Here is a 24,002-nt window from a genome sequence, read left to right as displayed (position 1 = left end):
CCCTACGGCCCGGGACCGACAGCGCCCGCGCGCGCCTCGCGGCCGCTGCCGCACGGGAGAGCGCCACGTACGATGGGCGGGTGACTGACGCTGAGACGACTCCCCGGACCGGCAAGCGCGTGCTCCTGGCCAACCCCCGCGGCTACTGCGCGGGCGTGGACCGGGCGGTGCAGACCGTCGAGGAGGCGCTGAAGCTCTACGGCGCGCCGATCTACGTGCGTAAGCAGATCGTGCACAACAAGCACGTGGTGCGCACGCTGGAGGCCCAGGGCGCGATCTTCGTGGAGGAGAACGAGGAGGTGCCGGAGGGCGCCACCGTCATCTTCTCCGCCCACGGCGTCGCCCCCGAGGTGTACGAGCAGGCCAAGGAGCGCTCGCTGCGGGCGATCGACGCCACCTGCCCGCTGGTGACGAAGGTGCACCACGAGGCCCGGCGGTTCGCCGCGCAGGACTACGACATCCTGCTCATCGGCCACGAGGGGCACGAGGAGGTCATCGGCACCGCCGGTGAGGCGCCCGCCCACATCCAGCTCGTCGACGGCCCGGACGGCGTCGACAAGGTCACCGTGCGCGACCCGGAGAAGGTGGTCTGGCTGTCCCAGACCACGCTGTCGGTGGACGAGACGCTGGAGACCGTGGCCCGGCTCAAGAAGCGCCTGCCGCTGCTCCAGTCGCCGCCCAGCGACGACATCTGCTACGCCACCTCCAACCGCCAGCACGTGGTCAAGGAGATCGCCCCCGAGTGCGACGTGGTGATCGTGGTCGGCTCGCGCAACTCCTCGAACTCGGTCCGGTTGGTCGAGGTGGCGCTGGACGCCGGCGCCCGCGCCGGGCACCTGGTCGACTTCGCGCACGAGATCGACGACGCCTGGCTGGCCGGGGCGAGCACTGTGGGTGTGACCTCCGGCGCGAGCGTCCCGGACGAGCTGGTCCAGCAGGTGCTCGCGCACCTGGCCGAGCGCGGCTTCGGCGACGTCGAGGAGATCACCACCGCGGACGAGCGGCTGACGTTCTCGCTGCCGCAGGAACTCAAGCGCGACATGAAGGCCGCCGCCGCCGCCGCCGCCGCGCGCGGCTGACGGGAACGCAACGGCCGTCCGCCGCGTCCAACCGACCATGAAGACTCCTCGTACGGTGCTCGTCGCACTGCTCGCCGGCCTCGCGCTGACCGCCTGCGCCGCACCCGGCGACGGGTCCGCCGATCCCAGCCCCAGCCCGAGTACGACGGGAGCCGCCCCGGTGACCAGCCAGCCCGATCCCGGCACCGGCCCGAGCCGGCCGGACCCCTCCTGGAAGGGCGGCCCGTCGACGCCGCCGGGCGTCGGCGGCACCGTCATCACAGGAACCGTGCAGGCCGGGGTCGAGCCGAACTGCCTGCTGCTCGACGGCCACCTGCTCGTCGGCGGCCCCCGCGACGTGCTCAAGGCCGGCGCCCGGGTCGAGGTCACCGGCCGTCCCGAACCGGGCATGATGACCACCTGTCAGCAGGGCACCCCGTTCGTGGTCGAGTCCGCCCGCCCCGCCTGACGACACGAAAGAGCCCCGCCCCCTGCGAGAGGGGACGGGGCTCCGTCGTGTCAGCGGATCAGTTGACCGCGAGAACCTCCACCGAACCGCGGCCGACGACCGCGCCCTCGGTGGTGGTCACGGCCATGTCGCCGTACAGCTCCCGGCCGGCGGCCGGGGTGGACAGGGCGGTCACCGAACCCGTGAGGGTGGCGGTGGCGCCGTTGGCCAGCGACAGCGGCGTGGACGACGCGGAGAGCGTGCCCAGCTCCGGGGAGGCGAACGAGTCCCGGTAGTCGTACGCGGTGCTCGGGTCGCTCATCGAGTAACCGTCGACCACGACGCGGTAGGTGCCCGGGGTCGGGTTGGTCAGCGTGACCGCCTCCTCCGAGTCACCGTCGGCCGACTGGCCCACCCGGGTGGTGCCCAGGAAGACCGTCAGGTCCAGGTCGGCGCTCAGGTCGGACGGGTTGCCGATCCGCGCGGTGAACGAGGTGGCGCCCGCCGGCACCTCCACCAGGTACTCCTGGCTCGCGCCCTGGGTGATGCTGGGCCGCTCGGACCGGACGCTCGCCAGCGGACCGCCGACGCCGGTCACCTGGACCGGACCGAACGCGTTGGTCAGCTTCCAGCTCACCGGAGCCGGCGTACCGGCGGTGACCGACGGGAGCTGCACCACGGCCGGCTCCACCTTCACGCCCTGCACGCGGGCCTGCAGCCGGAACGGGTTGTCCAGCGCCGGCGAGGTGCGGCGCGCCTCCACCTCGATCTCCCACACACCCGGGATCGGGTTCTGGTAGTCCCGCTCCTGCGGCTTGCAGACCGCGGCGTCGGAGAAGTTGGTGTAGCAGGCGGTGCTGGCGGTGCTCTCGACCGGCACGCCGTACGGGTTGATGGCGATGAAGCGGGTCTGCGAGCCGGTCGCGATGCCGGACAGGTTGACCTGCAGCGCGCCCGCGCCCGGCGGGACGGTCACGAAGTACGACCGGAAGTTGTTCCGCTCGACCGAGCCCTCGGCCGAGAAGGAGTACGCCGGAGCGGACACCGGGTTCGAGGCGACCACGACGGTGGCGACCTCGAAGTCGACCACGTTGGTGGCCGGGTCGTCGACGGTCATGATGGCGCCGTGCGCGCCGGCCGTCATCGGCTTGGCCTTCACCTTGACCGTGACGGTCTTGTTCAGCGGCAGCCAGACCACCTTGGGGGCGGAGTAGGTGCCGTCGTTGCCGCGGAACGCGACCTCGTGCTTGATGCCCTTGTTCGGGCCGCTGGTCCGGGTCAGCTTGACCTCGTAGTGGCGGCTCTCCTTGACCTTCTGGCCACCACGGTCGGCGGCGCAGCGGTTGTAGAGGCCGGTGCCGACGTTCGGGTTCGGCACGAACGTGCCGGAGGCCCGGTCGTAGCGGGTCAGGTTCGGCGACAGCTCGGTGCAGACCGGCGCCTCGGAGGTGTACGTGCGGGTCGGCACGCCCTTGGCGAGCAGGCTCCACGCGCCCGGCACGTTGAACATGCCGTAGCCCTGCGCGTACGTCGGGACGCCGGCGATCGGCTGGGCCGAGGTGTAGACGGCCCGGCGCAGCGCGGCCGGGGTGACGCCCTTGCCGGTCGCCTTGGCGGCCGACAGCAGCAGCGCGGCGGCGCCGGTGGCCTGCGGGGCGGCCATCGAGGTGCCGTTGAGCATCTGGTAGCCCGGGGGCAGCGGGTAGCCCGCCTCCGGCACCGGGTTGCCCGGCTGCCAGGTCGGCGCGGTGGAGATGGCCGAGCCGGGGGCGGCGATGTTCGGCTTGAAGCCGCCGTCCTCACGCGGGCCGCGCGACGAGAAATTGAACAGCGCGTTGTCCTTGCGGACCACCGAGCCGTAGTTGGCCAGCCAGGTGTCCTTGCTGACGCTCGCCGCGACGCTCACCACGTCGGTGGCCACCGACGGGTCGCCGACGGTGTTCAGGCCCGGGCCGGAGTTGCCGGCCGAGATGAACAGCTGCACGCCGTAGGTGTTGATCAGGTCGTTGTAGAGGACCGCGCGGGCGTTCGAGCCGTCGTTGAGCGCGGGCAGGCCGCCGATCGACATGTTCACCACGTCGACCTTGCGGTTGATGACCAGGTCGGCCATGCCGGTGGTGAGCGCCGCCGCGGTGCAGCCGCCACCCCACGAGCAGGCGCGGGCGGAGACCAGCTTGGCACCCGGGGCGGCGCCGTCGAAGGCGCTGTTGCCGAGCATGTCGTTGGCGGCGGTGATGCCGGCGACGTGGGTGCCGTGGGTGCTCTCGATGATGCCGATGTTGACGTAGTCGACCAGGCCCGGGCCGCCGGCCGGCGTGGTGTCCACGTTGCGCCGGTACTCGACGACGAACGGGATCTGCTCGCGTACCGCGGTGGCCGGGTTGTCCGTGCCGAAGTGGCCGACCTGGAACTTCTCCTTGTACGGCCGCATCACCTCGTCGTCGGTGAAGTCGTTGTTCTGGTTCGCGTCGACGCGGACGTCCCCGTTGGCGGGGTTGTAGAGCACGCCCCAGAAGTCGGTGGTGTCGCCGTCGCGGTTGAGGTCGCCGCGCGCGTCGCTGTTCGCGGTGATGTTCTCGCGGAACACGTTGAACCGGTAGTTGCCGGCCGGCGCGGTCCAGGTGCCCAGCGAGGTGGTGAACGTCGGGCCGCTGACCTCGGTCAGCATCGGTCGCCAGGAGGCGTCCTCCAGCGGGTCGGTGGCGGTGACCCAGTCGACGATCTTGCGCTCGCCGGTGGTGGTCGTCTGCAGCGCCGGCTGGTCGAGGTCCACACCGGAGTCCATGATGCCGATGGTGACGCCGCGGCCGTCCCACTGCGGGTTCGCGGCCTTGAAGGCCTCCGCGCCGGTCTCGTTCGTCGGCATGTACGGGTTCACCGCACCGGTGTCACCGCCCGGCCCGGCCAGCGTCTGGGCCTGCGCGGCGGTCTTCGCGCCCTTCGGGGCCGCCTCCGGCGCCGGGTCGGGGAGCTTGATGGTCTCGTCGAGGTCGACGGCGGCGACACCGGGCAGCGTGGCGGCCTTGAGCGCCTTGTCGGTGGGGACCTTCGCCAGCACGTAGCCGATCTGGTCGTACCGCTGGCTGACGGTCGCGCCCAGGCCGGTCAGGCCGTCAACGACCTTCTTGGCCGATCCCTTCTTGGCCGCGATGATCATCGTGACGGTCGGCGCGTTCTTCGCCTCGGCCTCGTCGAGCAGCTTGGCGTCGTGTGCGCCCAGTGCCTTCGCGGCGGTCGGCTGCGAGGGTTGCGGGGCGGCGGGGGCGGCGCTCGCGGTGCCGGCGCCACCTCCGACGGTCAGGGCGCCGGCCGCGAGGACCGAGGCCAGGAGCGCGGCGGACGGTCGCCGGCTGCGCGTGCGGGGTTTACTCAACGTTCTCTTCCTCCAGAGAACAGGGCCCCCGAGGGGCAGGGCACGTGTGACGGTGATCCTGCGTGCCAGGACGGCAGGTGTCACTACTCGGCCCAGGTTTGTGATCAGTCCGTGATGGAAATCGGCCTACGTCAACACGTGCGACGTGTTAGGCGTCGACGTCGGTCGACCGCTCGGCCGATGTGGACGGCGGACCCAGCAACTCGGGCGCCTGCGGCTGCCTCGGCGCCAGCTCGACCTGCGCCGGGGCGGCCAGCTCGTCGTCGGAGACGCCCAGCTCGGCCAGCTTCCGCGCGCTCACCAGCACCCGGGCCTCCAGCGAACCCACCGCCCGGTTGTACGCCGTCACCGCCCCGCCCAGCGAGCTGCCCAGCTTGCCGACGTGGTCGCCCAGCGTGGACAGCCGCCCGTACAGCTCGCGGGCCAGCGAGTGGACGGTCGCCGCGTTGCGCGCCAGCGCCTCCTGCCGCCACGAGTAGGCCACCGTGCGCAGCAGCGCCACCAGCGTGGCCGGGGTGGCCAGCACGACGTTGCGGGCGAACGCGTGCTCCAGCAGCGTCGGGTCGCGTTGCAGGGCCACGTCGAGGAACGGGTCGGCCGGCACGAACAGCACCACGAACTCCGGCGTCTGGTCGAACGCCGACCAGTAGGACTTGGCGGCCAGGCCGTCGACGTGCGCGCGCAGGTGCCGGGCGTGCGCGTCCAGGTGGGTGTCACGCCCCCGTTCGTCGCGCGCCTCCATCGCGGTCAGGTACGCGTCGAACGGCGCCTTCGCGTCCACCACCACCGTCCGGCCGCCGTGCAGCCGGACCACCAGGTCGGGGCGTACCCCCTGGTGGTCGGTCGCGGCGGTGACCTGCTCGCTGAAGTCGCAGTGCTCCAGCATGCCGGCGGCCTCGACGATCCGGCGGAGCTGGTGCTCGCCCCAGCGGCCCCGCACCTGCGGCGCGCGCAACGCGGCCACCAGCTGCTTGGTCTCGGTGCGCAGCTCGCCGGAGACCGCGCTCATGGACCGCACCTGCTCGCGCAGCTCGGCGTACGCGTCGACCCGGTCCCGCTCCAGCTCGGCCACCCGCTGCTCGTAGCGGCGCAGCGTGTCGTGCAGCGGCGCGACCGCGCGGGCCACCGCCTCCTGCGACTGCGCCGTGGCCTCGTAGCTCAGCGCCCGCATGGACTGCTCCAGCCGGCCCTCGCCCGCCTTGGTCGCGGCGAGCGTCGCCTCCAGGCGGGCGATGTCGGCCGCCGCGCGCGCCCGCGCGGCCAGCCAGCCCACCGCGCCGCCCGCGGCGAGGCAGAGCACCACCACGGCCAGCGTCGCAAAGCTCATGGCCAAGAGCTTGCCAAACGGGTACGACGTGCGCCCGGTGGGTACGTTCGAGTCATGGAGTTCGCGTTGTGGCTGTTCCTGATCCTGCTGCTCGGAGGTGCGTTCATGTTCTGGCGGAGGGGGAGCAGATCGCGTCGCTCGAACGAACTGGCCGACGCCCGCGCCGAGGCGCAGCGGTGGTACGAGCGGCTCGGCGGCCAGCTGATGAACCTGCACGGCGACGCCCCGGCGGTCCGGCAGGCGCTCGCCGACGCGGGTGAGCGCTACAACGCGGCCGGTTCCCAGTTGGAGCAGGCGAGCACGCCGCGCCAGTTCGGGCTGGCCCGGGAGACCGCGCTGGAAGGGCTGGCGTACATCCGGGCGGCGCGTACCGCGATGGGCATCGACCCGGGCCCGGAGCTGCCGCCGCTCGCCGCCGCCCAGGGCGCGGGCGCGCTCACCAAGGAGCGTCAGGTCGACGTGCAGGGGCAGACGTTCCGGGCCGGACCGCAGCCGGGCAACGCGACGCCCTACTACTACCCGGGTGGCCGGTTCCAGGGGCGGCCGGTGCCGGCCGGCTGGTACTCCACGCCGTGGTGGAAGACCGCGCTCGGCGCCGGCGTCGGTGTGGTCGGCGGTCTGCTGATCGCCGACGCGCTGTTCTCGCCCGCGTTCGCCGACCCCGGGTACGGCTACGACGCCGGCTACCAGGAGGGCTTCGGCGACGGCCAGGACTTCGGCGACCAGGGCGGAGACATGGGCGGCGGTGGCGACTACGCCGGTGGCGACTTCGGCGGCGGGGACTACGGCGGTGGCGACTTCGGTGGCTTCGGCGGCGGAGATTTCGGCGGTGACTTCGGCGGCGGCGACTTCTAGCCTGCACCGCCGCGCCGGGCGCGGTGCGCCGCGCGTCGGGCGCTGCTCGCGACGCGCCGCGCGCAGGCGTTAAGAAGGGCCCCCTCTTATGCACGAGGCGTTAAGAGGGGGCCCTTCCTTACACCTCAGCCGGTGTTGCGCATGCCGGCGGCGATGCCGTTGACGGTGGTCAGCAGCGCCCGTTCCAGCGCCGTACCGTCGTTCGGGGCACGCCGCCCACCCGGCGCGGTCGCCACCGCCCGCCCGGCCGCACCTGATTCGCGGTACTGCCGCAGCAACGCCACCTGGAGGTGGTGCAGCGGCTCCAGGTAGGTGTCCCGCACGGCGAGCGTGCGCTGCAGCACGGGGGAGTTCTCCAGCAGCGCCGGTGAGCCGGTGACGGCCAGCACCTCCTGCTTGGTCAGCTCGTACTCCTGCTCGATCTTGTCGAAGATCGGGTGCAGCTTCTTCGGCACCAGCGTCTCCACGTACCGCCGGGCGATGGTCAGGTCGGTCTTGGTCAGCATCATCTCGACGTTCGACAGGAACGTGCGGAAGAAGTGCCAGTTCCGGTTCATCTCGGCGAGCACGTCGGCCAGCCCGGCCGCCCGCGCGGCGGCCAGCCCGGAGCCCACGCCGAACCAGCCCGGCACGATCTGCCGGGTCTGCGTCCAGCCGAACACCCACGGGATGGCCCGCAGGCCGGACAGGCCGGCGCCGGTGTTCGGGCGCTTCGCCGGCCGGGAGCCGATATTCAGCGCGCCGAGCAGCTCGGTCGGCGTGGAGGCCCAGAAGTACGCGGGCAGGTCCGGGTCCTCGACCAGCGACCGGTACGACCGGAACGCCGACTCGGACACCACGTCCATGGCCGCGTCCCAGCGCTCCAGCATCTCGGCCGGCTGCCGGGGCGCGGTGTGCAGCAGCGTCGCCTGAAGCACCGCCGCGACAGTCAGCTCCAGGTTCTCCCGGGCCAGCGCCGGCAGCGTGTACTTGTCGGAGATGACCTCGCCCTGCTCGGTCACCTTGATCGCGCCGTCCAGCGTGCCGTACGGCTGGGCCAGGATCGCGTCGTGCGTGGGACCGCCGCCACGGCCGACGGTGCCGCCCCGGCCGTGGAACAACCGCAGGTGTACGCCGTGCCGCGCGGCCACGTCCCGCAGCGCGCGCTGCGCCCGGTGGATGGACCACTGGCTGGTGGTGATGCCCGCCTCCTTGTTGGAGTCCGAGTAGCCGAGCATCACCTCCTGCACGTCGCCCCGCGCCGCCACCAGCGCCCGGTACGCGGGCAGCGACAGCAGCTCGTCCAGCAGCTCGCCGCCGGCGTTCAGCTCGGCCGGGGTCTCCAGCAGCGGCACGATGCCGATGCGGGCCCGCCCGGAGTGCACGTCCACCAGGCCCGCCTCGCGGGCCAGCACCACGGCGGCGAGCACGTCGTCCACGCCGAGCGTCATCGAGATGATGTACGACTCGATCACCTCGGGGCCGAACCGGTCCTGCGCCTCGCGGATGGCCGCGAACACGTCGAACGTCTTGCGGGCCGACTCGGTGAGCGGGCTGTCCTGGGTGGAGAGCGGCCGGCGGCCGGTCAGCTCGTCGGCGAGCAGCTTGGTGCGCTCCAGCCGGGTCAGCGCCGGGTAGTCGGACACCTCGCCGACGGCCTCGTAGAGCTGGGCCAGCACCTCGTGGTGCTTCTCCGCGTGCTCCCGGATGTCCATGGTGGCCAGGTGCAGGCCGAACGCGGACACCGTACGGATGGTCGAGGCGAGCCGCCCGACGGCGGTGAGCTGGCCGGAGTTGCGGGCCAGCGACGCGCGCAGCAGCTCCAGGTCGGCGATCAGCTCGGCCGAGCCCCGGTAGTCGCGCCCCGGCACGTGCGGGGTGTCGGCGCGCAGCCGCTCCCGGGTGTTGGCGAGCTTCGCCTTCACGCACCGCGCCTTGAGCCGGTACGGCTCCTCCGCGTTGACCCGGCGGAACCGGGGCGCCACCTCGGGCAGCGCGTCCAGGTCCTTGGCCAGGCTGGCGGACAGGTCGAGCGACACCGCGCGCAGCCGCCGGGACACGCTGACCTCGGTGATCAGCTCGTCCATCGCCTTCTCGGTGGCGGCGATGCCGTGCTCGTGCTGGATGCGCAGCACCTCGCGGGTGACCACCGGCGTGACGAACGGGTTGCCGTCGCGGTCGCCGCCGATCCAGGTGCCGAAGCTCAGCGGGCGGGACGTCGGTGACGTCTCCACGCCGAGCGTGCGCAGCGTGTCGGCGAGGTCGTCGAGGACCTGCGGCGCGGCCTCGGCGTACAGGTCGCGCAGGTAGTAGATCGCGTTGCGCGCCTCGTCGGTCGGGTCCGGCCGGTCCAGCCGCAGCTCGTCGGTCTGCCACATCAGGTCGAGCAGTTCGGCCAGGCGGCGGTTCGCCGGGCCCTCGTCGCTGGCGCCGTACAGGATCGCGTTCGCGGTCTCGGTGTCCAGCTCGTCGGCGACCGCGCGCAGCTTGGACAGGATGGACCGGCGGGCCGCCTCGGTCGGGTGCGCGGTGAAGACCGGGCGTACGGCCAGCCGGCGGGCCGCGGCGGCGATCTCCTCGGCCGGTACGCCCCGCTCGGCGATCATCTTGGCGGCCTGGTCCAGCCAGCCGCCGTCGGTGGCGCGGCGGCGGCGCAGGTCCCGGGCGCGGTGCACCTGCTCGGTGATGTTCGCCAGGTGGAAGTAGGTGGAGAAGGCACGGGCGAGCTTCGTGCCGGTGGTGACGTCGAGCCCGGCGAGGCGCTGGGCGGCGGCCGGCGCGTCGGAGCGGACCTGGGCGCGGATCTCCTCGACCAGGTCGAGCAGCGGGCGGCCCTCCTGCCGGGCCAGGGTCTGCCCGAGCAGCGTGCCGAGGCGGCGGATGTCGGCCCGGAGAGCGGCGTCGGGGCCGTCGTGGTCGTGCTGGTCGGTCACGGTTGCGCTCCTTACGCGAGGACGAAGGACAGCGCTGTCCGACTCCCCTGGATCGTATCCGCGTACCCCCGGGGGACAGGAGGGGGACCGCGTGATGATCTGCACTCTGGGACGGCCCGCCGGTCAGCCCCGGTCGACGGCGTGCCGGCCCGGCGCCGGGCGCCGTCGGGCGCGGAACATGGTCGCGGTGAGCAGCCCGGCCAGGCCGGCGACGACCCAGATCAGCAGGCCGGTCAGCGCCCAGCCGCCGCCGCGCCAGTCGAAGTAGATGGCCGATTTGAACAGGTCGGTGGCGAGGCCTGGCACGTTCCAGCGGTGCATGCCGCGCAGGAGCGGCGGCAGGAACTCGGGCGCGTAGATGCCGCCGGACCCGGGGTTGCCGAGCACCACGAGCAGCAGGATCACGATGCCGGTGCCGAGCAGTCCGAGCCAGCCCTGCACGGCGGCGGCGACCATCCCGGCCGCGAACGCGGCGAGCGCGCCGACCACCGCCACCGCCGCCACGTGACCGGCGAACACGCCGAGCACCGGTCCGACCAGGATCGCCCCGATGACGCCGAGCAGGATCGCGTGCACCGCGAGCGTGGCGATCCGCAGCCCGGCCCGGCGCAGGTCGCGGGGGCTGGTGCCGAGTGAGATGCCGAGCGCCGTGGACGCCAGGTAGCCGCCGAGCACCACGCCGACGGCCAGGTAGAACGGGACCAGGCCGCGCGGGTCGTCGCCGGAGACCGGCACGTCGTCGGTGACCTGAAGCGGCACCCCGGCCTGCCGGGCCGCCTCGGTGAACACGTCGGTGACGAGTTCCGTGGCGGCGGGCGCTCCGGCGCTGGCGGTGGCGAGCGTCAGGCCGCCGTCCGGGGCGGAGCTGAGCACCGCGTACACCGATCTGTCGGTGAGGCCGTCCTGGGCGGCGCCGCGGCTGTCGTACCCGACGGGTTTGATCGTGTCGGTGCGGGCGCGCACGGCGGACATCACGGCCTGGGCCTGCTGGTCGCTGGTGACGACGGCGACCGGGATGTCGCGCGGGTCGGGCTTGTGCAGCGCGCCGACGTAGGCGGCGATGAACGCGCTGGCCAGCGCCAGGGTGCCGAGGATCAGCGCCGCCGTGCGCGGCAGCCAGTCCCGGGTACGCAGTTCCGGCTCGTCGTCCACGCGCTCAGCCTATTGGCGGCATTTGCCTGGCTGAGGCGGTTTCGTCAGGGCGAAAACCGCTGGTCCGGGCCGATAGCGTCGGGCCATGCAGGCACCCGTCTATCCCCCCAAACCGAAGCCGGGCGACCGGGTCGCGGTCGTCTCACCCTCCGCCGGCCTGCCGGGTCTCTTCCCCCACGTGTACGAGCTGGGGCTGCGCCGGCTCCGCGACGAGCTGGGGCTGGAACCGGTGGAGTACCCGACCACCCGCGTCATGGGCGCCGACCCGCGCGACCGGGCACGTGACCTGATGGCCGCGTTCACCGACCCGACGATCACCGCCGTGCTGGCCACCGTCGGCGGGGACGACCTGATCACTGTCACCCCGTACCTGAACGACGAGGAGCTGTGGGCCAACCCGAAGCCGTACTTCGGCTACTCGGACAACACGAACGTGCTCAACCACCTCTACCGGCTGGATCTCGTCGGCTACCACGGCGGGTCCGTGCTGGTGCACCTCGGGCGCTCCGGCAAGCCGCACCCGCTGACGTTCGACTCGCTGCGCGCCGCGCTGTTCACCTCCGGCTGGTACGAGCTGACCGCCGCCCCCGAGTGGGGCGACGAGCCGTGCGACTGGCGCGACCCGGCCACGCTGGCCGAGGAGCCGCCGATGTACCCGTCCGAGGGCTGGCGCTGGCACGGCCCGGCCGAGGTGGTGCAGGGCCGCACGTGGGGCGGCAATCTGGAGATCCTGCACTGGCTGATGGCGACCGACCGTGTTCCGCGCGCGGCCGACCTGGCCGGCTCGGTACTGGTGCTGGAGACCTCGGAGGAGATGCCGTCCGCGCAGGAGGTCTTCCGGATCGTGCGGAACCTGGGCGAGCGCGGGCTGCTCGCCGGCTTCCCGGCGATCGTGGTGGGCCGGCCCAAGGCGTGGGACTTCGACCGGCCCCACACGGTCGCGGAGCGGCTGGCCTGGGCCGCCGACCAGCGGGCGGCGATCCTGTCGGCTCTTGCCCCCTACGCGGGCGACCCGGTGGTGGTCTTCGACGTCGACCTGGGCCACACCGACCCGCAGCTGATCATCCCGTACGGCGGCGAGATCCGCGTGGACGCGGTGGAGCGCCGCATCGCGGTCCGCTACTGACCTCGCCGCCCGCCTGCTCGGTGGAACGGCATGGGTGTCTACGTCGCCGTTTGACACCCACGCCGTTCCACTCACGCCTCGAAGTGGCGGTCAGTGGAACGTTATGGGTGTCTCAGCGCCCTTTTGACACCCATGGCGTTCCACCCGGCGCTTGGCGGGCGGCGGTTGGCGGCGGGCGGCGGCGTGGGTCAGGCGTTGACGACGGCGAAGGCCCGGACCGGGAACGTGCCCATGCCGGCGACCCGTGGCGGGGCGGCGGTGAACCGGAAGCCGGTCGGCGGCAGCGCGTCCAGGCCGGTCAGGTGCTCCACGATCGGCACCCCGGCGGCCAGCAGACCGGTGTGCGCCGGGCGCTGACCCGCTGCCGCCGGAGTCATGTCGTCGATGTTGATCGAGTCGATGCCGACGAGCGCCGCGCCCGCCTCGGCCAGCCACTGCGCACCGTCACCGGTCAGGAAGGGCGCCTCCGGCGCGGCGTACCTGTCGGTGCCGAAGTGCGCGTCCCAGCCGGTGTGCAGCAGCACCGCGCACCCGGCCACGTCGTACGGGGCGAGCATCAGCCGGTCCACCGCCCGGGTACCGGCGGGCACGCGTACCACCAGGCCGGGCAGGTCGGCGAGGCGGTCCAGCGGCACCCCGGTCAGGTCCGGGCCGTCGGCGAAGCGGTGCGACGGCGTGTCCACGTACGTGCCGGTGTTGGCGATCATGTCGATCCGGGCGACGTGGAACTCGACGCCCGGCGCGTACCGATTCCGGGACTCCTCCCGGGTCAGCCAGTCGCTGATCGCCGGGCCGGGCCAGCCGGGCAGCGTGACCAGCCCTTCGGCGATCACGTGACTCAGTTCGACGAGCTTCCGCCCACCCGAGGCCGGCACATCGAGGCCCCGTCCGCCCTTGTGCGGCTCCTCGACCACGGTCCGGTTGGTGATCCGCACCTCGCCGACCATGAGCAGCCCGAGGTGCCGGACCAGCAGCGCGGCCACCTCGTCGTCGGTGACGTCCGGGTGCGGCACGTCCAACCGGAACCCGTCCGTGCGCAGGCCACCACCGTTTGCGAAATCCACCTGGGCGTCGAAGACCGCCCGATACTCGACCATCCGCCCACCGCACCACGCCCGGCCACGGCCGGTCAAGATCGAAGATCGGGCGGGCCCGGATCGTCGGTGGAGGGGGATAGGCTCGAACGGTGCACCCCCCGTCCGGCTGGACGCGGGGTCGTCGTCGTGTGTCGATCCGCTGGAAGTGATCACTGATGCTCACCGGACTCTTCTCCGCCGCCCTGGCCGACCCGGGGCTGGCCCGGGCGCGTGACCTGGCGCGCTCCGGTGCCGCGCAGGTCGACGGGCTCGACCTCACCGCCCCCGCCGCGTTGCGCCCGTTCGCGGTGGCAGCGGTCGCCGCCGACGAGCCGGCCGGCGGCGCGGGCCGTCCCGTGCTCGCGGTCACCGCCACCACCCGGGAGGCCGACGACCTGGCCTCCGCGCTGGGCAGCCTGCTGCCGCCGGAGCAGGTGGCGGTCTTCCCGTCCTGGGAGACGCTGCCGCACGAGCGCCTGTCGCCCCGCTCCGACACGGTCGGGCGGCGCCTCGCCGTGCTGCGCCGCCTCGCCCACCCGGAGGCCGCCGACGCGCACGGCCGCACCGGGCCGCTGCGGGTCGTGGTCGCGCCGGTCCGGTCGCTGCTCCAGCCGCAGCTCAAGGGCCTCGGCGACCTGGAACCCGTCCAGCTCGCCGCCGGTGACGAGGCCGACCTGGAAGAGGTCGCCCGCCGGCTCACCGACATGGCGTACGCCCGGGTCGACCTGGTCACCAAGCGCGGCGAGTTCGCCGTACGCGGCGGCATCCTGGACGTCTTCCCGCCCACCGACGAGCACCCGTCCCGGGTCGAGTTCTGGGGCGACGAGGTGGAGGAGATCCGCACGTTCGCGGTCGCCGACCAGCGCACCATCGAGGGCGTCGCGCAGATGTGGGCGCCGCCGTGCCGCGAGCTGCTGCTCACCCCGGACGTGCGGGAGCGGGCCGCCGCGCTCGCAGCCGAGCACCCCGAGCTGGCCGAGATCCTGGACAAGCTCGCCGAGGGCATCCCGGTGGAGGGCATGGAGTCCCTCGCGCCGGTGCTGATCGGCGCCGACGCGCTGGAACTGCTCGTCGACTGCATGCCGGCCGGCACCCACGTACTCCTCTGCGACCCCGAGCGCATCCGCACCCGCGCGCACGACCTGGTCCGTACCTCGGAGGAGTTCCTCCAGGCCAGCTGGGCCGCAGCCGCCGTCGGCGGCCAGGCCCCGGTCGACCTCGGCGCCGCCGCCTTCAAGACCCTGGCCGAGGTACGCACGGCAGCCCGCGCCCTGCGCCAGCCCTGGTGGACGCTCGCGCCGTTCGGCCTGGTCGAGGCGGACGCGGCACCGGCCCGGCAGCCCTGGGAGGACGCGCCGGCCGAGGTCGACGTCACCCCCGACGACGCCATCGCGGTGAGCCTGGCCGCCCAGCCGGCCCCGCTCTACCACGGCGAGACGGCCCGGGTGGTCGAGGACCTGAAGCGCTGGGCCGGCGAGGGCTGGTCGATCGCGCTGGTCTTCGAGGGGCACGGCCCCGCCCAGCGGGCCGTCGAGGTGCTCCGCGACGCCGGTCTCGGCGCCCGGCTCACCGAGGAGGTGCCCACCGCGCCCGCACCGGGCGAGCTGCTCGTGTCGTGCGGCTGCCTGACCGCCGGCTTCGTCGACGAGGCGTCGAAGTTCGTGCTGCTCACCGGCAACGACGTCACCGGCGGCCGGGGCACCTCCACCCGCGACATGCGCAAGATGCCCAGCCGGCGGCGCAACACCATCGACCCGCTGGAGCTGAAGGCCGGCGACTTCGTGGTGCACGAGCAGCACGGCATCGGCCGGTACGTCGAGCTGGTGCAGCGCACCGTCAACGGTGCCAGCCGCGAATACCTGGTCATCGAGTACGCGCCGAGCAAGCGCGGCCAGCCCGGCGACCGCCTCTTCGTCCCCACCGACCAGCTCGACCAGCTCTCCCGCTACGTCGGCGGCGAGCAGCCCACGCTGCACAAGATGGGCGGCTCGGACTGGCAGAAGTCCAAGGCGCGGGCGCGCAAGGCGGTCCGCGAGATCGCCGCGCAGCTCATCCAGCTCTACGCCGCGCGCAAGGCGTCCAAGGGGCACAACTTCGCCCCCGACACCCCGTGGCAGCGGGAGCTGGAGGACGCCTTCCCCTGGCAGGAGACGCCGGACCAGCTGGCCGCCATCGAGGAGGTCAAGCGGGACATGGAACAAACCGTCCCGATGGACCGGCTGATCTGCGGCGACGTCGGCTACGGCAAGACCGAGATCGCGGTACGGGCGGCGTTCAAGGCGGTGCAGGACGGCAAGCAGGTGGCGGTGCTGGTGCCGACCACGCTGCTGGTGCAGCAGCACTACAATACGTTCGCCGAGCGGATGAGCCAGTTCCCGGTGTCGATCCGGCAGCTGTCCCGGTTCCAGACGCCGAAGGAGACCGAGCAGACGCTGGAGATGGTCGCCGCCGGCACCGTCGACATCGTCATCGGCACCCACCGGCTGCTCCAGGCGTCCACCCGGTTCAAGCAGTTGGGCCTTGTGATCATCGACGAGGAGCAGCGGTTCGGCGTCGAGCACAAGGAGCACCTGAAGACGCTGCGCGCCTCGGTCGACGTGCTCGCCATGTCGGCCACCCCGATCCCGCGCACGCTGGAGATGGCGATCACCGGCATCCGGGAGATGTCCACCATCGCCACCCCGCCGGAGGAGCGGCACCCGGTGCTCACGTTCGTCGGCGCGTACGACGACCGGCAGGTGGCCGCCTCCATCCACCGCGAGCTGCTCCGCGACGGTCAGGTCTTCTACCTGCACAACCGGGTCGAGTCGATCGAGAAGACGGCCCGCAAGTTGCGGGAGCTGGTGCCGGAGGCCCGGGTCGCGGTGGCGCACGGCCAGATGGGCGAGGAGGCGCTGGAGAAGGTGATGGTCGGCTTCTGGGAGAAGGAGTTCGACGTCCTGGTCTGCACCACCATCGTCGAGTCCGGCATCGACATCCCGAACGCCAACACGCTCATCGTGGAGCGGGCCGACCTGCTCGGCCTGGCCCAGCTGCACCAGATCCGCGGCCGGGTCGGCCGGGGCCGCGAGCGGGCGTACGCGTACTTCCTCTACCCGCCGGAGAAGCCGCTCACCGAGAACGCGCACGAGCGGCTGGCCACCATCGCCCAGCACACCGAACTCGGCGCGGGCATGTACGTGGCGATGAAGGACCTGGAGATCCGCGGCGCCGGCAATTTGCTCGGCGGCGAGCAGTCCGGCCACATCGAGGGCGTCGGCTTCGACCTGTACGTCCGGATGGTCGGCGAGGCGGTGTCCGCGTTCAAGGGCGAGAGCACCGAGGAGGAGACGGAGGTCAAGGTCGACCTGCCGATCGACGCGCACCTGCCGCACGACTACGTCGGAGTGGAGCGGCTGCGCCTGGAGATGTACCGCAAGCTCGCCGAGGCCCGCGACGCCGAGCGGCTGCGCGAGGTGGTCGCCGAGATGACCGACAGGTACGGCGAGCCGCCCGCGCCGGTGCAGAACCTGGTCGCCGTGGCGCGGTTCCGGCTGCTGGCCCGCCGCTACGGGCTCACCGACGTGTCGATGCAGGGCAAGCACATCCGGTTCGGCCCGCTGCCGCTGCCCGACTCGAAGCAGATGCGGCTCAAGCGCTACCACCCGGACTCGGTCTACAAGCAGGCGCTCGACCAGGTCAGCGTTCCCCGGCCCAGCACCCGGCGGATCGGTGGCGAGCCGCTGCGCGACCAGGCGCTGCTGGAGTGGTGCGAGCAGCTCCTGGCGGATGTCCTGGGCAAGCCCGAGGAGCTGGCAGTCTCCGTCCCGGCGGGTGCGCGATGAGGTGGGTGGAGTCACAGGCCGGTACGGGGCGTGAGAGAGTGAGCCACATGCGTGCACGTCGTTCCCTCGTCGCCGTCAGCGTCGCGGCCCTTGCCGCGCTCTCTCTCGCCGCCTGTGGCCGGTCCGCCCCGGACGTCGCCGCCTACGTCGGAGACACCCGTTACTCCGTCGAGCGGGTCGATGCGATCTACGACGACGCGCAGCGGCAGTACGCGGACGCCGTCCGGAACCAGGCGCCGCAGACGCCGTCGCCGGAGGAGCTGCGGTCCCCGGTGACCCGGCAGGACGTGCTGAACCTGCTCGTCGCGCTCGACCTCGGCAAGCGCGTCGCGGCCGAGAAGGGCCTCCAGGTCACCGACGAGGTGTCCCCGGAGCAGCTTCAGCAGCCGCTGCGGATGCCGGCGACCACCGAGTACACGAAGCTGTGGGGCGAGTGGGTGGACCTCTCCGCCACCCTCCAGCAGAGCCTGCCCCCGGCCGACCTCAGCGACGAGTCCCTGATGGCCGTCTACCGCGCCATCGAGAAGACCGGGGCGATCCAGCCGGGCCTGACCGTCGACCAGGTCCGGCAGGCGTTCGGCGAGGCCGGGTTCGTGCGCAGCGCCACCGCGCTCAGCAACGCGCTGCAGCAGCAGGCCGAGAAGGTGGACGTGAGCGTCAACCCCCGGTTCGGCGTGAGCGGCGTGCCGTCGCTCGTCAACACCGGCCAGTCGCTCGTCTTCTACTCCCTGCCCTACGTCAACCAGGACGGCCCGGTCACCGACATCTCGACGCCGGAGGCGCCGGCCGGTGGTTCGCCGGCCCCCGGAACCGCATGACCGCCCGCATCGTCCTGCTCGTCACCTCGCCCCGGCTGCCCGCCGGCCTGCTGACCTCGGCCGCCTGGGACGCCGTACGCTCCGCGCCGGTCCTCGCCGGTGCGGAGAGCGAGCTGACCCGGGCGGTCCGGACGGCCGGCGCCGAGGTGAGCGTGGTGACCGAGGGCGCGACCCAGGCGCTGCTCGACGCCGCCGCCACGCATGGCGGGGCGGTGTGGCTGGCCGGCCCGGCCGGCGACGAGACGCTGGCCCGTGAGCTGGGGCTGCGGCTGGCCCGCGAGCCCGGGCTGGCCGAGCTGGAACTGATGTACGGCTCGTGGGACCCACCCGGCGCCCGGCTGCTCGACGCGGTCGAGGTGATGGACCGGCTGGCCTCCCCGGGCGGCGACCCGTGGAAGCGGGCGCAGACCCACCGCAGCCTGGCCGGGTTCCTGCTGGAGGAGTGCTACGAGGCGTACGACGCGATCAGCGCCGACGACACCGACGCGCTCCGCGAGGAACTGGGCGACGTGTTGCTCCAGGTGCTGCTGCACGCCCGGCTGGCCGAGGACCTGCCGGACGGCAAGAGCTGGACCGTCGACGACGTGGCCGGAACGCTCGTCGACAAGATGGTGCGGCGCAACCCGCACGTGTTCTCCGGCGAGCCGGCCGGCTCGATCGAGGAGATCGAGGCGAACTGGGAACGGATCAAGCGGGCCGAGAAGACCCGCGAATCGGTGCTGGACGGCATCGCGCTGAGCCAGCCCGCGCTCGCGCTGGCCGCGAAGATCCTGGACCGCGCCGGTCGGGTCGGCCTGGCCGTACCGCCCCCGCTGGCCGAGTCGCAGGTGGACCCGGAAGGCCGGCTCGGCGCGAGCCTGCTGGCCACTGTCGCCGCCGCCCGGCAGGCCGGCATCGATCCCGAGGCCGCCCTGCGTCGTGCCACCTTGGCGTACGCCGAGGCGGTCCGAGCCGCCGAACGCCCCACCTGACCCCGCCCACCCCTCCCGCCCTCCCGCCCTCCCGCCCCGCCCTCCCGCTCTCCCGCCCCGCCCTCCCGCCCTCCCGCCCTCCCGCCCCCGCGATCTTGCACTTGCGGCCCCCTGGGCGTCGCAAATGTCCCTTCCGTCCGGTCAGGAAGTGCAAGATCGCGGAGGGTCCTTGTCCGCCCGGTCGGGACCCAGCGCGCTGCCGGCCCGAGTCGAGCCCTCTCGCTTCCCGAGACTCGTAGACCGCATCTCAAGATCTGCCCAGCCACCCGGCGGGCCGTGTCGGTGATCAAGGAGTTTGGGGTCGCGGCGGGCACTACTGGGGACGCGAACTCCTTGATCAACGCGGAGGGTGGCCCGGCGGGCGGGAGCTGGGTCGGGGAAGGGGTCGGGGGTGATCGGTAGGGTGCCGGGTATGGAGTCGTTCGTACCGCTGGCGGAGCGGATCGTGGAGGCGTTGCTGGAGAGCCGGCCCGGGCTGGCCACCTCCGCCGGGGACCACCGCTACGACGACCGGCTGCCCGATCTGTCCGCGGACGCGCTCGCCGCCGATCAGGCGATGCTGAAGGACGCGGCGGACGCGCTCGCCGAGATCGACCCGGACGCGCTCGACGTGGCGGAGAGCGTCGACCACGCGCTGCTCACCAGCATGATCGACAGAGGGCTGTTCGAGGCCACCGAGATTCGCGCCCACGAGTGGGATCCGCTGCGCCACAATCCGGGGCCGCTGCTGCACGCCCTGCTGGCCCGTCCCTTCGCCCCGGCCGAGGAGCGCCTGACCAGCCTCGCCGGGCGCCTGTCGGCCGTACCCGATGCGCTTGCGACAGCGCGCGCGACGCTGCGGGACATGCCGCGCATCCACGCGGAGACGGCGGTCGGGCAGTTCACCGGCACGGCGGCGCTGATCCGCGACGAGGTGCCGGCGTTGCTCGCCCAGGCGCCGGCGCTGCGTGACCGGGTCGGCCCGGCGGCCACGGAGGCGATCGCCGCGCTGGAGGAGTTCGTGGCGTGGCTGCGGCAGGGTCTGGCGGCCGATGCGGGCCCGGGGCGTGACCCGCGGCTGGGCCGGCGGCGCTGGGAGGCGCGGCTGTGGCACACGCTCGACACCGAGCTGAGCGCCGCCGAGGTGCAGCGCCGCGCGTGGGCGAACCTCGACCGGGTCACCGAGGAGATCCGCGCGGCGGCCGTCGAGCTGGTCGGTGGCCCGGCCGACGACGAGACGGTACGCCGGGCGCTGGACCTGCTGGCCGCCGAGCACCCGGACGACGCCACCATCGTCGACCTCGCCTCGGTGACGCTGGACGAGGCGAGTGACTTCGTGCGCCACCACGACCTGGTCAGCATGGTCGGTGACCCGTGTGTGATCCAGGAGATGCCGGAGTTCGCGCGGGGTGTGGCGGTCGCCTACTGTGATTCGCCGGGGCCGCTGGAGACGGCCGACGTGCCGACGTTCTACTGCATCGCGCCCACCCCGGCGGACTGGCCGGCGCAGCGGGTCGAGTCGTTCTACCGGGAGTACAACGACCACATGATCCGCAACCTGACCGTGCACGAGGCGATGCCCGGTCATTTCCTCCAGCTCGCGCACGCCCGCCGCTACGACGGGCCGACGCGGGTACGCGCGCTCACCGAGTCGGGCGTGTTCATCGAGGGCTGGGCGGTCTACACCGAGGAGCTGATGGCCGGGCTCGGCTTCGGCGGGCTGCCGGTGCGGTTGCAGCAGCTCAAGATGCAGTTGCGGATGACCATCAACGCGTTGCTCGACCAGCTCGTGCACTGCGACGACCTGCCCGAGGCCGAGGCGATGGCGCTGATGACCGGGCGCGGCTTCCAGGAGGAGGGGGAGGCGGCCGGCAAGTGGCGGCGGGCGCTGCTCACCTCCACGCAGCTGTCGACGTACTTCGTCGGTTACAGCGAGATGGCCGACATCGCCGCCGCCCGGCCGGACGGCGTGCCGGTGCGCGACTGGCACGACGCCATGCTGGCGTACGACTGCCCGCCGCCGCGCCACCTGCGCACCCTGCTGGGGGTGTGAGGGCTCACCGGCGGGCGGCGACCGCGTCGATCAGCCAGCGCGACAGGGAGTACGCGGGCGGCAGCTCGGCGGGCAGCGCGTCGACCGGGAACCAGCGCGCCTCGGTCAGCTCCGTGCCGTCGGCCACCGGTTCGGCGGCGGGGTCGGTCACCTCGGCGGTGAACCCGGCGAGCAGTGTGCCCGGTCCGGTCAGCGCCCACGGCTGGCTGTCCACGTACGCGGGGCGGCGCAGGGTCAGGCCGACCTCCTCGGCGACCTCGCGGTGCACCGCCGCCTCCAGCGACTCGCCGGCCTCGACGAACCCGGCGACGAGCGCCCACAGTTGCGTCGGCCCTTGCGCGTGCCGGACCAGCAGGAGCTCGTCTGCTCCGTCGGCCGGGCCGGGGCGGGTGACCGCGGTCAGTACCGCCACGGACAGCGGCACGAACACGGTCAGCCCGCAGTCCGGGCAGCGCCGCGCGGTCTCGCCCGGCACGTCGGCCAGTTCGGCCCGGCACGCCCCGCACCACCTGTGCGTACGCCGCCAGGTGACCACGGCGAGCGCCCGCCCGGCCAGGTCGGCGTGGGGTGCGGGCAGTTCGGCGGCGAGGCCGCGCCAGCCGCGCCACCGGCCGGGCAGCGACTCGGGGTCGGTGACCTCGGCCGCCCACGCCGGGGTGCCGTCGAGCGTGCCGACGGGTGTCCAGGCGAGGTCGCCGGGCAGCGCGCCGATGCGCAGCGGCTGCGCGGCGTCCGGGCCGGTCAGCAGTTTCCGGCCGGCGACCGGCAGCGCCAGGTCGCCCGGCTGCGGCGGCCGCCCGTGATCGGCGGCGGGCCGGAACCCGGCGCCGTCGGGCGGGGTCACGACGTGGCGGGGCGGCGGTCCACCACACCCGCGCCGGCCGGTACGGCGAACGCGGCGGCCTCGACGCTCTCGGTGTAGCGGCTCAGCGTCACCTCGGCCGGCTTGCCGTCGATCGTGCCGGAGAAGCTGCCCAGCACGCCTTCGTTCGTCACGCAGGTGCTGAAGCGCTCACCGTCGTGGGTGACGTTCACGCAGGTGGCATGGTGCCCGGCCAGCGTGGTGTCGCTCTGCTCGATGACCGCGTCCGGCGCGAGCGCGGCCTCGGTGAGCAGCCGGATCACCGCGGGCGGGGTGACCAGGCCCTGCTTGCGTGCCTCGTCGTAGACGATCACCGAGGGCTTTCCGGCGGTGAGCACGGGCGGAGACACGGTGCAGGAGGTGCGGGCGGCGGTGCTCGCGCACCGGGTCACCGACTCCTGGGTCACCGTGATCTTGCCGCCGGGCCAGGTGTACGTGGAGCGCAGCGGCTTCCTGGTCTGCGCGATCGAGGCGGTGCGACCGCCGTCGAGCTGGTAGTCGGCGGCCCAGGTCTGCTCCAGCGCCCGGTCCATCCGCGCGGCGAGGTCGTTGACCAGGTCGGCCCGACCGAGCGCGACGCCCGCGTCGTCCAGGGCCTGGCAGCCGGTGACCGAGAGCGACGCGATGACCGAGGCGGCGAGCACGCGGAGAGTCGTCGAGGCGGCAGGCATGATGCCCAGCCTTGTCGATCGACGCAACCTCTCGCAAACCGGTTGCCGGTTGACGACCGGTAATCCGGGAATGTCCGTCTCAGCAAGCGCCTCGGGGGCCGCCCCGAGCGGCGTACGGCGGGGCGGGGACCGATACGCTGCGTTCAACACCTGCCTCAGCCGCACCGTCGCGGCCCATATCGGACCGGAACCACACAAACGAGGAGCGACTCAGTGGCAACCATCGAGGGAATCGTCGCCCGGGAGATCCTGGACTCGCGGGGCAACCCGACGGTCGAGGTCGAGGTCGGGCTCGACGACGGCACGATCGCCCGCGCCGCGGTGCCGTCCGGCGCCTCCACCGGCGCCTTCGAGGCGGTCGAGCTGCGCGACGGTGACAAGGACCGCTACCTGGGCAAGGGTGTCGAGAAGGCCGTCGCCAACATCGAGGACCGGATCGTCGACCAGCTCATCGGCTACGAGGCCAGCGAGCAGCGGCTGATCGACCAGAAGATGATCGACATCGACGGCTCGGACAACAAGGGCGAGCTGGGCGCGAACGCCATCCTCGGCGTCTCCCTGGCCGTGGCCAAGGCCGCCGCGGGCAGCGCCGAGCTGAGCCTGTTCCGCTACCTGGGCGGCCCGAACGCGCACCTGCTCCCGGTGCCGATGATGAACATCCTCAACGGTGGCGCGCACGCCGACTCGAACGTCGACATCCAGGAGTTCATGATCGCGCCGATCGGCGCGCCGACGTTCCGGGACGCGCTGCGCTCGGGCGCCGAGGTCTACCACGCGCTGAAGTCGGTCCTGAAGAAGAAGGACCTGTCCACCGGCCTGGGTGACGAGGGCGGCTTCGCCCCGAACCTGCCCACCAACGCCGCCGCGCTGGACCTGATCGCCGAGGCGGTGGAGAAGGCCGGCTACCGGCTCGGCACCGACATCGTCTTCGCGCTCGACGTGGCCGCCACCGAGTTCTTCGACAACGGCACGTACACGTTCGAGGGCACCGCGAAGAGCGCCGAGGAAATGAGCAACTACTACACCAAGCTCGCCGGCGACTACCCGATCGTGTCGATCGAGGACCCGCTGGCCGAGGACGACTGGAGCGGCTGGGCCACCCTGACCGCCGCGCTCGGCGACCGGATCCAGATCGTCGGCGACGACCTGTTCGTGACCAACCCGCAGCGCATCGCCCGGGGCATCGCGGAGCAGGCCGCCAACGCGGTGCTCGTCAAGGTCAACCAGATCGGCTCGCTCACCGAGACGCTGGACGCCGTCGACCTGGCTCACCGGGCCGGCTTCAAGTGCATGATGAGCCACCGTTCCGGCGAGACCGAGGACACCACCATCGCGGACCTGGCCGTCGCCACCGGCTGCGGGCAGATCAAGACCGGCGCCCCGGCCCGCTCGGACCGGGTGGCCAAGTACAACCAGCTCCTGCGGATCGAGGAGGAGCTGGCCGACGCGGCGCGGTACGCCGGCGTCGGCGCGTTCCCGCGTTACCGTTCGGCCTGA

At 72.8% G+C, this 24,002-nt stretch carries 16 protein-coding genes; 9 read left to right on the top strand and 7 right to left on the bottom strand.

All coding sequences use genetic code 11. The features are described 5' to 3' along the window. Positions 1-80 precede the first annotated feature (80 nt). Together DQE82_RS03915 and DQE82_RS03910 are read left to right on the top strand one after the other, a co-directional pair. Positions 81-1,079 (top strand): 4-hydroxy-3-methylbut-2-enyl diphosphate reductase, encoded by a 999-nt coding sequence (locus DQE82_RS03915; protein ID WP_113972030.1) that lies wholly within the window; start codon positions 81-83, stop codon positions 1,077-1,079. A 37-nt stretch (positions 1,080-1,116) separates the two neighbouring features. Beyond that, positions 1,117-1,527: a hypothetical protein gene (locus DQE82_RS03910; RefSeq protein ID WP_043326603.1), complete on the top strand. Its 411-nt coding sequence runs from the start codon at positions 1,117-1,119 to the stop codon at positions 1,525-1,527. Positions 1,528-1,585: 58 nt separating this feature from the next. Here the strand turns inward: DQE82_RS03910 and DQE82_RS03905 are convergent, their stop codons facing one another. Continuing rightward, positions 1,586-4,879, bottom strand: coding sequence for a S8 family serine peptidase (locus tag DQE82_RS03905; RefSeq protein ID WP_043326601.1), 3,294 nt, complete (start codon positions 4,877-4,879; stop codon positions 1,586-1,588). 148 nt (positions 4,880-5,027) lie between these two features. Beyond that, the gene (locus tag DQE82_RS03900; RefSeq protein ID WP_069087409.1) at positions 5,028-6,206 is read right to left on the bottom strand and encodes a DNA recombination protein RmuC; all 1,179 of its coding nucleotides are present in this window, start codon (positions 6,204-6,206) and stop codon (positions 5,028-5,030) included. 54 nt (positions 6,207-6,260) lie between these two features. Here DQE82_RS03900 and DQE82_RS03895 point away from each other — a divergent pair, with 54 nt between their 5' ends. Further along, positions 6,261-7,061: a hypothetical protein gene (locus tag DQE82_RS03895; RefSeq protein ID WP_043326597.1), complete on the top strand. Its 801-nt coding sequence runs from the start codon at positions 6,261-6,263 to the stop codon at positions 7,059-7,061. Positions 7,062-7,186: 125 nt separating this feature from the next. On the opposite strand, the gene ppc is transcribed toward DQE82_RS03895, so the two are convergent. Together ppc and DQE82_RS03885 are read right to left on the bottom strand one after the other, a co-directional pair. Further along, complete coding sequence (ppc, locus tag DQE82_RS03890; protein WP_064447670.1) at positions 7,187-9,973, bottom strand: phosphoenolpyruvate carboxylase; 2,787 nt, start codon at positions 9,971-9,973, stop codon at positions 7,187-7,189. A gap of 123 nt (positions 9,974-10,096) precedes the next feature. Next, positions 10,097-11,125, bottom strand: coding sequence for a hypothetical protein (locus tag DQE82_RS03885; protein ID WP_113972029.1), 1,029 nt, complete (start codon positions 11,123-11,125; stop codon positions 10,097-10,099). Between the two features lie 85 nt (positions 11,126-11,210). On the opposite strand from DQE82_RS03885, the gene DQE82_RS03880 reads away from it, so the two are divergent. Beyond that, the gene (locus tag DQE82_RS03880; protein ID WP_043326591.1) at positions 11,211-12,251 is read left to right on the top strand and encodes a S66 peptidase family protein; all 1,041 of its coding nucleotides are present in this window, start codon (positions 11,211-11,213) and stop codon (positions 12,249-12,251) included. 188 nt (positions 12,252-12,439) lie between these two features. On the opposite strand, the gene DQE82_RS03875 is transcribed toward DQE82_RS03880, so the two are convergent. After that, positions 12,440-13,348 (bottom strand): cyclase family protein, encoded by a 909-nt coding sequence (locus DQE82_RS03875; RefSeq protein ID WP_113972028.1) that lies wholly within the window; start codon positions 13,346-13,348, stop codon positions 12,440-12,442. Between the two features lie 155 nt (positions 13,349-13,503). Here DQE82_RS03875 and mfd point away from each other — a divergent pair, with 155 nt between their 5' ends. From mfd to DQE82_RS03855, 4 genes are all read left to right on the top strand, one after another. After that, a complete protein-coding gene (gene mfd, locus DQE82_RS03870) occupies positions 13,504-17,151 on the top strand; it encodes a transcription-repair coupling factor (RefSeq protein ID WP_113972027.1) in 3,648 nt (1,215 codons plus the stop codon). Between the two features lie 47 nt (positions 17,152-17,198). After that, positions 17,199-17,969: a SurA N-terminal domain-containing protein gene (locus DQE82_RS03865; protein ID WP_113972026.1), complete on the top strand. Its 771-nt coding sequence runs from the start codon at positions 17,199-17,201 to the stop codon at positions 17,967-17,969. Then, on the top strand, positions 17,966-18,940 hold the full coding sequence (locus tag DQE82_RS03860; protein ID WP_113972025.1) for a nucleoside triphosphate pyrophosphohydrolase: 975 nt from the start codon (positions 17,966-17,968) through the stop codon (positions 18,938-18,940). The genes DQE82_RS03865 and DQE82_RS03860 overlap by 4 nt, the downstream gene beginning before the upstream one ends. A 412-nt stretch (positions 18,941-19,352) precedes the next feature. Continuing rightward, positions 19,353-20,972 (top strand): DUF885 domain-containing protein, encoded by a 1,620-nt coding sequence (locus DQE82_RS03855; protein WP_113972024.1) that lies wholly within the window; start codon positions 19,353-19,355, stop codon positions 20,970-20,972. A gap of 4 nt (positions 20,973-20,976) precedes the next feature. Here the strand turns inward: DQE82_RS03855 and DQE82_RS03850 are convergent, their stop codons facing one another. Continuing rightward, a complete protein-coding gene (locus tag DQE82_RS03850; RefSeq protein ID WP_113972023.1) occupies positions 20,977-21,816 on the bottom strand; it encodes an NAD(+) diphosphatase in 840 nt (279 codons plus the stop codon). Further along, positions 21,813-22,505 (bottom strand): hypothetical protein, encoded by a 693-nt coding sequence (locus DQE82_RS03845; RefSeq protein ID WP_064447679.1) that lies wholly within the window; start codon positions 22,503-22,505, stop codon positions 21,813-21,815. Before DQE82_RS03845 ends, DQE82_RS03850 begins: the two co-directional genes overlap by 4 nt. 213 nt (positions 22,506-22,718) lie before the next feature. Here DQE82_RS03845 and eno point away from each other — a divergent pair, with 213 nt between their 5' ends. Further along, entirely contained in the window at positions 22,719-24,002 is a 1,284-nt protein-coding gene (gene eno, locus DQE82_RS03840) for a phosphopyruvate hydratase (protein WP_113972022.1), read from the top strand.

The sequence above is a fragment of the Micromonospora sp. LHW51205 genome, assembly GCF_003315815.1.
Taxonomy (GTDB): domain Bacteria; phylum Actinomycetota; class Actinomycetes; order Mycobacteriales; family Micromonosporaceae; genus Micromonospora; species Micromonospora chalcea.
This window is presented reverse-complemented; position numbering and strand designations above follow the sequence as displayed.

Excerpts from the sequence above, each read along its gene's own strand:
- DQE82_RS03910 (WP_043326603.1), top strand. The coding sequence starts at position 1,117 with ATGAAGACTCCTCGTACGGTGCTCGTCGCACTGCTCGCCGGCCTCGCG.
- DQE82_RS03900 (WP_069087409.1), bottom strand. The coding sequence starts at position 6,206 with ATGAGCTTTGCGACGCTGGCCGTGGTGGTGCTCTGCCTCGCCGCGGGC.
- DQE82_RS03895 (WP_043326597.1), top strand. The coding sequence starts at position 6,261 with ATGGAGTTCGCGTTGTGGCTGTTCCTGATCCTGCTGCTCGGAGGTGCG.
- DQE82_RS03880 (WP_043326591.1), top strand. The coding sequence starts at position 11,211 with ATGCAGGCACCCGTCTATCCCCCCAAACCGAAGCCGGGCGACCGGGTC.
- DQE82_RS03875 (WP_113972028.1), bottom strand. The coding sequence starts at position 13,348 with ATGGTCGAGTATCGGGCGGTCTTCGACGCCCAGGTGGATTTCGCAAAC.
- mfd (WP_113972027.1), top strand. The coding sequence starts at position 13,504 with ATGCTCACCGGACTCTTCTCCGCCGCCCTGGCCGACCCGGGGCTGGCC.
- DQE82_RS03865 (WP_113972026.1), top strand. The coding sequence starts at position 17,199 with ATGCGTGCACGTCGTTCCCTCGTCGCCGTCAGCGTCGCGGCCCTTGCC.
- DQE82_RS03860 (WP_113972025.1), top strand. The coding sequence starts at position 17,966 with ATGACCGCCCGCATCGTCCTGCTCGTCACCTCGCCCCGGCTGCCCGCC.
- DQE82_RS03855 (WP_113972024.1), top strand. The coding sequence starts at position 19,353 with ATGGAGTCGTTCGTACCGCTGGCGGAGCGGATCGTGGAGGCGTTGCTG.
- DQE82_RS03845 (WP_064447679.1), bottom strand. The coding sequence starts at position 22,505 with ATGCCTGCCGCCTCGACGACTCTCCGCGTGCTCGCCGCCTCGGTCATC.